This is a genomic window from Citrobacter cronae, assembly GCF_016893685.1.
Lineage (GTDB): Bacteria > Pseudomonadota > Gammaproteobacteria > Enterobacterales > Enterobacteriaceae > Citrobacter > Citrobacter werkmanii.
Genome location: NZ_CP069763.1, coordinates 2882881 through 2889425 on the forward strand (window position 1 = coordinate 2882881; position 6545 = coordinate 2889425).

The following is a 6545-nucleotide window of genomic DNA, read 5'->3' on the forward strand; positions in this document are numbered from 1 at the left end:
TATGTGGTATTTCGCATGGATTCTGGGAACGCTTCTTGCCTGTGCATTTGGGATAATCACAGCCCTGGCGCTTGAGCACGTTGAATCAGGCAAAGCCGGACAAGAAGAAAGTTGATGATCAACCTTATCGCGATGGTTTATGCGGTAATGGACAAGCGCCCCTTGCGGGCGCTTTCCTTTGTGCTGGCAATCGTGTTGGCTGGCTGCATATTCTGGGACCCGTCACGTTTCGCGGCCAAAACCAGTGAGCTTGAAATCTGGCATGGTTTTCTGCTGATGTGGGCTGTCTGCGCTGGCATCATTCACGGCGTTGGCTTTCGTCCTCGCGCGGTGCACTGGCAGGGCATCTTCTGCCCGCTGATCGCGGATATCGTCCTCGTTGTTGGTCTGATTTTCTTCTTCTTTTGAATAAGAAACATCCTTAAATATTTATGGGCTTGCATAAGCCCATAATTTTTTACTCTCCGTTTACTTTCCCCCATTCCAAAGCACCATTCCCGCGCGTATAGTAGCGAAGTTTGAAAGCACTAACCTTTTGTTGCATTACCGGGATGTACAGTGAAGACAGCGCGATATACAACGACATTCTTGATGCATCGCGGCGGCAAAAACGCGAGTCACCAGGCGCTTACCAGGGTAAGCAACGGGTGTGAGTGGACGAAGCCAACAAAGAGGCAGTAAGAATGAATAAGTATATGTTTCGATGGCCGGTTCGTGTCTACTATGAAGACACTGATGCCGGTGGGGTGGTTTACCACGCCAGCTACGTCGCTTTTTATGAAAGAGCACGCACAGAGATGCTGCGTCATCATCACTTCAGTCAGCAGGTGCTGCTGGCAGAGCGCGTAGCCTTTGTGGTGCGCAAGATGACTCTTGAGTATTTTGCGCCTGCACGGCTCGACGATATGCTCGAAGTCCAAACCGAAATTACGTCAATGCGTGGCACCTCATTGGTTTTCACGCAACGCATTGTCAACGCAGAGAACACCGTGCTGAATGAAGCCGAAGTTCTGATTGTTTGCGTTGATCCACTCAAAATGAAGCCTCGTGCGCTTCCCAAGTCTATTGTCGCGGAGTTTAAGCAGTGACTGACATGAATATCCTTGATTTGTTCCTGAAGGCAAGCCTTCTGGTTAAACTTATCATGTTGATTTTGATTGGTTTCTCAATCGCATCCTGGGCCATTATTATCCAGCGGACCCGTATTCTGAATGCCGCTTCACGTGAAGCAGAAGCATTTGAAGACAAGTTCTGGTCTGGTATTGAGTTGTCACGCCTGTATCAGGAAAGTCAGGGGCGTCGTGATAATTTGGCGGGATCGGAACAAATTTTTTATAGCGGATTCAAAGAATTTGCGCGTTTGCACAGGGCCAATAGCCATGCGCCGGAAGCGGTCGTTGAGGGGGCATCCCGTGCGATGCGAATCTCGATGAACCGTGAACTGGAAACGCTGGAAACGCATATTCCATTCCTCGGCACCGTCGGCTCCATCAGTCCGTATATCGGTCTGTTCGGTACCGTTTGGGGGATCATGCACGCGTTTATCGCGCTGGGCGCGGTAAAACAGGCAACGTTGCAAATGGTCGCACCGGGTATCGCGGAAGCGTTGATTGCGACGGCTATCGGTCTGTTTGCGGCAATCCCGGCGGTTATGGCTTACAACCGACTGAATCAGCGCGTGAACAAGCTGGAACTGAATTACGACAACTTTATGGAAGAGTTTACCGCGATTCTGCACCGCCAGGCGTTTACCGTTAGCGAGAGCAACAAGGGGTAAGCCATGGCCAGAACGCGTGGACGAGGTCGTCGCGAACTTAAGTCCGAAATCAATATTGTACCGCTGCTCGACGTACTGTTGGTGCTGCTGCTGATCTTTATGGCAACCGCGCCGATCATTACCCAGAGTGTGGAAGTCGATCTGCCGGATGCGACCGAATCGCAAGCCGTCAGCAGTAACGACGAACCTCCGGTCATTATTGAAGTTTCCGGTATTGGGCAATACAGCGTGGTGGTTGAAAAAGATCGTATGGATCAACTGCCGCCGGAGCAGGTTATTGCGGAAGCGAAAAGCCGCCTGCAGACCAATCCGAAAACGGTCTTTTTAATCGGTGGTGCGAAAGACGTGCCTTATGATGAAATAATTAAAGCGCTGAACTTGTTACACAGTGCAGGCGTGAAATCGGTTGGCTTGATGACGCAGCCAATCTGATGTCTGCGTATTGCTGGCTTGAAAGATAGCGCGTAACAGGCGAACAGTTTTTTGGGAACCGAGAGTGTCAAAGGCAACCGAACAAAACGACAAGCTCAAAAGGGCGATAATTATTTCAGCGGTGCTGCATGTCATTTTATTTGCAGCGCTGATCTGGAGTTCGTTCGATGAGCACATTGATGCTTCAGCCGGCGGCGGTGGCGGTTCGTCCATCGACGCCGTTATGGTTGATCCTGGCGCCGTTGTGCAACAGTACGACAGGCAGCAGCAACAGCAGGCAAGTGCGAAACGTGCAGAAGAGCAGCGTGAAAAACAGGCGCAGCAACAGGCTGAAGAACTTCGCGAGAAACAGGCCGCTGAGCAAGAGCGCCTGAAGCAGCTGGAAAAAGAACGTTTAGCCGCGCAGGAAAAAGTGCGCGAACAAGCGGAACAGCAGAAACAGGCTGAAGCTGCCGCCGCGAAAGCGCAAGAGCAGCAGAAACAGGCTGAAGAAGCTGCGGCGAAGGCTGCTGCAGACGCGAAGGCCAAGGCGGATGCACAGGCGAAACAAGCGGCAGATGCCGCGAAGAAAGCCGCTGCGGACGCACAGAAAAAAGCTGAGGCTGAAGCCGCTAAAGCCGCCGCTGATGCGAAGAAAGTTGCCGAAGCACAAGCCGCTAAGGCTGCCGCAGACGCCGCGAAGAAAGCCCAGGCTGAAGCCGCTAAGCAAGCTGCAGCAGAAAAAGCTGCCGCCGAAAAAGCAGAAAAAGCCGCTGCCGCAAAAGCAGCAGCTGCTGAAAAAGCGGCGGCTGAAAAGAAAGCCGCTGCGGAAAAAGCCGCTGCAGACAAGAAAGCTGCCGCTGACAAAGCTGCTGCTGACAAGAAAGCTGCGGCAGATAAAGCCGCTGCAGCGAAAAAAGCGGCTGCTGAGAAGGCCGCTGCGGCCTCGGGCGTTGACGACCTGTTGGGTGACTTAAGCTCCGGTAAGAATGCGCCGAAATCAGGTGGTGGAGCGAAAGGAAACGGTCAGCCGGCGAAAGATAGTGGTACAAGTGGTGCAAATGGCGGCGCATCTGGCGCTGATATCAGTGCTTACGCCTCTCAAATTCGTAATGCGATCCAGAGCCGTCTGTATGGTGCTGATTTGTATGCGGGCAAATCTTGCGTACTACATATCAAGTTAGCACCCGATGGTCTGTTACTGGATGTGACCGAAGAGGGCGGCGATCCGGCATTGTGCCAGGCTGCGCTGACGGCTGCGAAAACAGCCAGAATTCCTAAACCGCCTAGCCAGGCTGTTTATGAAAAAGTAAAAGATGCCAAACTGGACTTTAAACTGTAATAACAACCCCTGAGAAATCGGGGGAAACAGTCTAAGGTTGAGACAGAGTTCTGGTAGTTTTGTGTATTTGAGTTTGTTAACATTCTGCTAAATTATCGTGGGCGTTCCGTCCAGATAAGGGAGATATGATGAAGCAGGCATTACGAGTAGCATTTGGTTTTCTGATGCTGTGGGCAGCAGTGCTGCATGCAGAAGTACGTATCGAGATCACCCAGGGGGTGGACTCGGCACGCCCGATTGGCGTTGTCCCATTCCAGTGGGCAGGGCCGGGTGCTGCACCTGAAGATATCGGTGGTATCGTAGGCGCTGACCTGCGTAACAGCGGTAAATTTAACCCATTAGACCGTTCTCGTCTGCCGCAGCAGCCGGGCACCGCGGCGGAAGTTCAACCTGCTGCATGGTCTGCGCTGGGTATTGATGCCGTCGTGGTCGGGCAGGTAACGCCGAATCCTGATGGCTCCTACAGCGTGGCTTATCAACTGGTAGATACCGGCGGCGCGCCGGGTACCATACTGGCGCAGAACACCTATAAAGTGAACAAGCAATGGCTGCGTTACGCGGGCCATACTGCCAGTGACGAAGTATTTGAAAAACTGACCGGCATTAAGGGCGCATTCCGTACCCGTATCGCGTATGTTGTCCAGACCAACGGCGGTCAGTTCCCGTACGAATTACGCGTGTCCGACTACGATGGTTACAACCAGTTCGTGGTACACCGTTCTCCGCAGCCGCTGATGTCTCCGGCGTGGTCTCCGGACGGTTCAAAACTGGCTTACGTGACCTTCGAAAGCGGTCGTTCTGCGCTGGTTATTCAGACGTTGTCTAATGGCGCTGTTCGTCAGGTCGCTTCTTTCCCGCGTCACAACGGCGCACCTGCGTTTTCTCCGGATGGCAGCAAACTGGCGTTTGCCCTGTCTAAAACCGGTAGCCTGAACCTGTATGTCATGGACATTGGTTCTGGTCAAATCCGTCAGGTGACGGATGGTCGCAGCAACAACACTGAACCTACCTGGTTCCCGGACAGCCAGAATCTGGCCTTTACTTCTGACCAGGCCGGTCGTCCGCAGGTATACAAAGTTAACGTCAACGGCGGTGCTCCGCAGCGTATTACCTGGGAAGGTTCGCAAAACCAGGATGCGGATGTGAGCAGTGACGGTAAATTTATGGTAATGGTAAGCTCGGCTAACGGTCAGCAACACATTGCCAAACAAGATCTGGTAGCGGGTGGCGTACAAGTTCTGTCGTCAACGTTCCTGGATGAAACGCCAAGTCTGGCACCTAACGGCACTATGGTAATCTACAGCTCTTCTCAGGGGATGGGATCCGTGCTGAATTTGGTTTCTACAGATGGGCGTTTCAAAGCGCGTCTTCCGGCAACTGATGGTCAGGTTAAATTCCCTGCCTGGTCGCCGTATCTGTGATAATAAATAATTGATTAATAAAGGAATCATTGAAATGCAACTGAACAAAGTGCTGAAAGGGCTGATGATTGCTCTGCCTGTTATGGCTATTGCGGCATGTTCTTCTAACAAGAACGCCAGCAATGACGGCAGCGAAGGCATGCTGGGTGCCGGCACTGGTATGGATGCAAACGGCAGCGGCAACATGTCTTCTGAAGAGCAAGCGCGTCTTCAGATGCAGCAGCTGCAGCAGAACAACATCGTTTACTTCGATCTGGACAAGTACGATATCCGTTCTGACTTCGCTGCAATGCTGGATGCGCACGCTAACTTCCTGCGTAGCAACCCGTCTTACAAAGTCACCGTAGAAGGTCATGCAGACGAACGTGGTACTCCTGAGTACAACATTTCCCTGGGTGAGCGTCGTGCAAACGCCGTTAAGATGTACCTGCAGGGTAAAGGCGTTTCTGCTGACCAGATCTCCATCGTTTCTTACGGTAAAGAAAAACCTGCAGTACTGGGTCATGACGAAGCGGCTTACTCCAAAAACCGTCGTGCCGTACTGGTTTACTAAGAGAATTGCATGAGCAGTAACTTCAGACATCATTTGTTGAGTCTGTCGTTACTGGTTGGCATAGCGGCCCCCTGGGCCGCTTTTGCACAGGCGCCAATCAGTAGTGTCGGCTCAGGCTCGGTCGAAGACCGTGTCACTCAACTCGAGCGTATTTCTAACGCTCACAGTCAGCTTTTAACCCAACTCCAGCAACAACTCTCCGATAATCAGTCCGATATTGACTCTCTGCGTGGTCAAATTCAGGAAAATCAGTATCAACTGAATCAGGTTGTTGAACGTCAGAAACAGATATTGCTGCAGATGAATAATCTTGGCAGCGGTAGCGCGCCTGCGGCGCAGTCTGCGGGTGGGGATCAGAGCGGGGCGGCGACCCCTGCGCCTGATGCGGGGGCTGCGGCAACGTCAGGGGCTCCGGCACAAACTGGCGATGCGAATACCGATTACAATGCAGCAATCGCCCTGGTACAGGATAAATCCCGTCAGGATGACGCGATTGAAGCATTTCAGAACTTCATCAAAAAGTACCCGGACTCTACTTACCTGCCAAATGCCAATTATTGGCTGGGTCAGTTGAATTACAACAAGGGTAAAAAAGATGATGCCGCGTTCTATTTCGCTTCGGTAGTTAAAAATTTCCCAAAATCACCTAAGGCTGCAGACGCGATGTATAAAGTCGGCGTCATCATGCAGGACAAGGGCGACACAGCAAAAGCTAAAGCGGTTTATCAGCAGGTTATCACTAAATATCCTGGCACTGATGGCGCGAAACAAGCGCAAAAACGCCTTAACGCGATGTAATGACCACCATGCGACCAGAAATCGTGTTATTTCTGGTCGCGTCGTGTGATTCCTAAGCAGTTGAGTTATTTACCTCGAAATTTTTGTTGCGCTAAAATCTGAAATCAGTAATATATGCCGCCGTTGCCAAGGGATATCAAACAGCCTGAAAGCGGCGAAAAAAGTGGGTCGTTAGCTCAGTTGGTAGAGCAGTTGACTTTTAATCAATTGGTCGCAGGTTCGAATCCTGCACGACCCACCAAT

9 protein-coding genes and 1 tRNA gene are annotated in these 6545 nt (G+C 51.8%); all 10 read left to right on the top strand.

Annotation, left to right across the window (positions count from 1 at the left end; translation table 11 throughout):
* The first annotated feature begins 1 nt into the window (after position 1).
* The 10 genes from cydX (at position 2) to JSN25_RS12345 (ending at position 6543) form a co-directional block, all read left to right on the top strand.
* Complete coding sequence (gene cydX, locus JSN25_RS12300; protein WP_061381940.1) at positions 2-115, top strand: cytochrome bd-I oxidase subunit CydX; 114 nt, start codon at positions 2-4, stop codon at positions 113-115.
* A complete protein-coding gene (gene ybgE, locus JSN25_RS12305) occupies positions 115-408 on the top strand; it encodes a cyd operon protein YbgE (protein WP_038638940.1) in 294 nt (97 codons plus the stop codon). The genes cydX and ybgE overlap by 1 nt, the downstream gene beginning before the upstream one ends.
* A 275-nt stretch (positions 409-683) precedes the next feature.
* A complete protein-coding gene (ybgC, locus tag JSN25_RS12310; protein WP_003831439.1) occupies positions 684-1088 on the top strand; it encodes a tol-pal system-associated acyl-CoA thioesterase in 405 nt (134 codons plus the stop codon).
* Positions 1085-1777 carry a Tol-Pal system protein TolQ gene (gene tolQ, locus JSN25_RS12315; RefSeq protein ID WP_003022976.1) on the top strand — a complete coding sequence of 231 codons (693 nt, stop codon included), beginning with the start codon at positions 1085-1087 and terminating at the stop codon, positions 1775-1777. The genes ybgC and tolQ overlap by 4 nt, the downstream gene beginning before the upstream one ends.
* 3 nt (positions 1778-1780) lie before the next feature.
* Positions 1781-2209, top strand: coding sequence for a colicin uptake protein TolR (gene tolR / locus JSN25_RS12320; protein WP_003022978.1), 429 nt, complete (start codon positions 1781-1783; stop codon positions 2207-2209).
* Positions 2210-2273: 64 nt separating this feature from the next.
* A complete protein-coding gene (gene tolA / locus JSN25_RS12325; protein ID WP_038638946.1) occupies positions 2274-3530 on the top strand; it encodes a cell envelope integrity protein TolA in 1257 nt (418 codons plus the stop codon).
* Positions 3531-3658: 128 nt separating this feature from the next.
* A complete protein-coding gene (gene tolB, locus JSN25_RS12330) occupies positions 3659-4951 on the top strand; it encodes a Tol-Pal system beta propeller repeat protein TolB (RefSeq protein ID WP_204525723.1) in 1293 nt (430 codons plus the stop codon).
* 34 nt (positions 4952-4985) lie between these two features.
* Entirely contained in the window at positions 4986-5504 is a 519-nt protein-coding gene (pal, locus tag JSN25_RS12335; protein WP_006685431.1) for a peptidoglycan-associated lipoprotein Pal, read from the top strand.
* A gap of 9 nt (positions 5505-5513) precedes the next feature.
* Positions 5514-6302: a cell division protein CpoB gene (gene cpoB / locus JSN25_RS12340; RefSeq protein ID WP_038638952.1), complete on the top strand. Its 789-nt coding sequence runs from the start codon at positions 5514-5516 to the stop codon at positions 6300-6302.
* A 165-nt stretch (positions 6303-6467) separates the two neighbouring features.
* Positions 6468-6543, top strand: a tRNA-Lys gene (locus tag JSN25_RS12345).
* Positions 6544-6545 lie beyond the last annotated feature (2 nt).

Excerpts from the sequence above, each read along its gene's own strand:
- cydX (WP_061381940.1), top strand. The coding sequence starts at position 2 with ATGTGGTATTTCGCATGGATTCTGGGAACGCTTCTTGCCTGTGCATTT.
- ybgE (WP_038638940.1), top strand. The coding sequence starts at position 115 with ATGATCAACCTTATCGCGATGGTTTATGCGGTAATGGACAAGCGCCCC.
- ybgC (WP_003831439.1), top strand. The coding sequence starts at position 684 with ATGAATAAGTATATGTTTCGATGGCCGGTTCGTGTCTACTATGAAGAC.
- tolR (WP_003022978.1), top strand. The coding sequence starts at position 1,781 with ATGGCCAGAACGCGTGGACGAGGTCGTCGCGAACTTAAGTCCGAAATC.
- tolB (WP_204525723.1), top strand. The coding sequence starts at position 3,659 with ATGAAGCAGGCATTACGAGTAGCATTTGGTTTTCTGATGCTGTGGGCA.
- pal (WP_006685431.1), top strand. The coding sequence starts at position 4,986 with ATGCAACTGAACAAAGTGCTGAAAGGGCTGATGATTGCTCTGCCTGTT.
- cpoB (WP_038638952.1), top strand. The coding sequence starts at position 5,514 with ATGAGCAGTAACTTCAGACATCATTTGTTGAGTCTGTCGTTACTGGTT.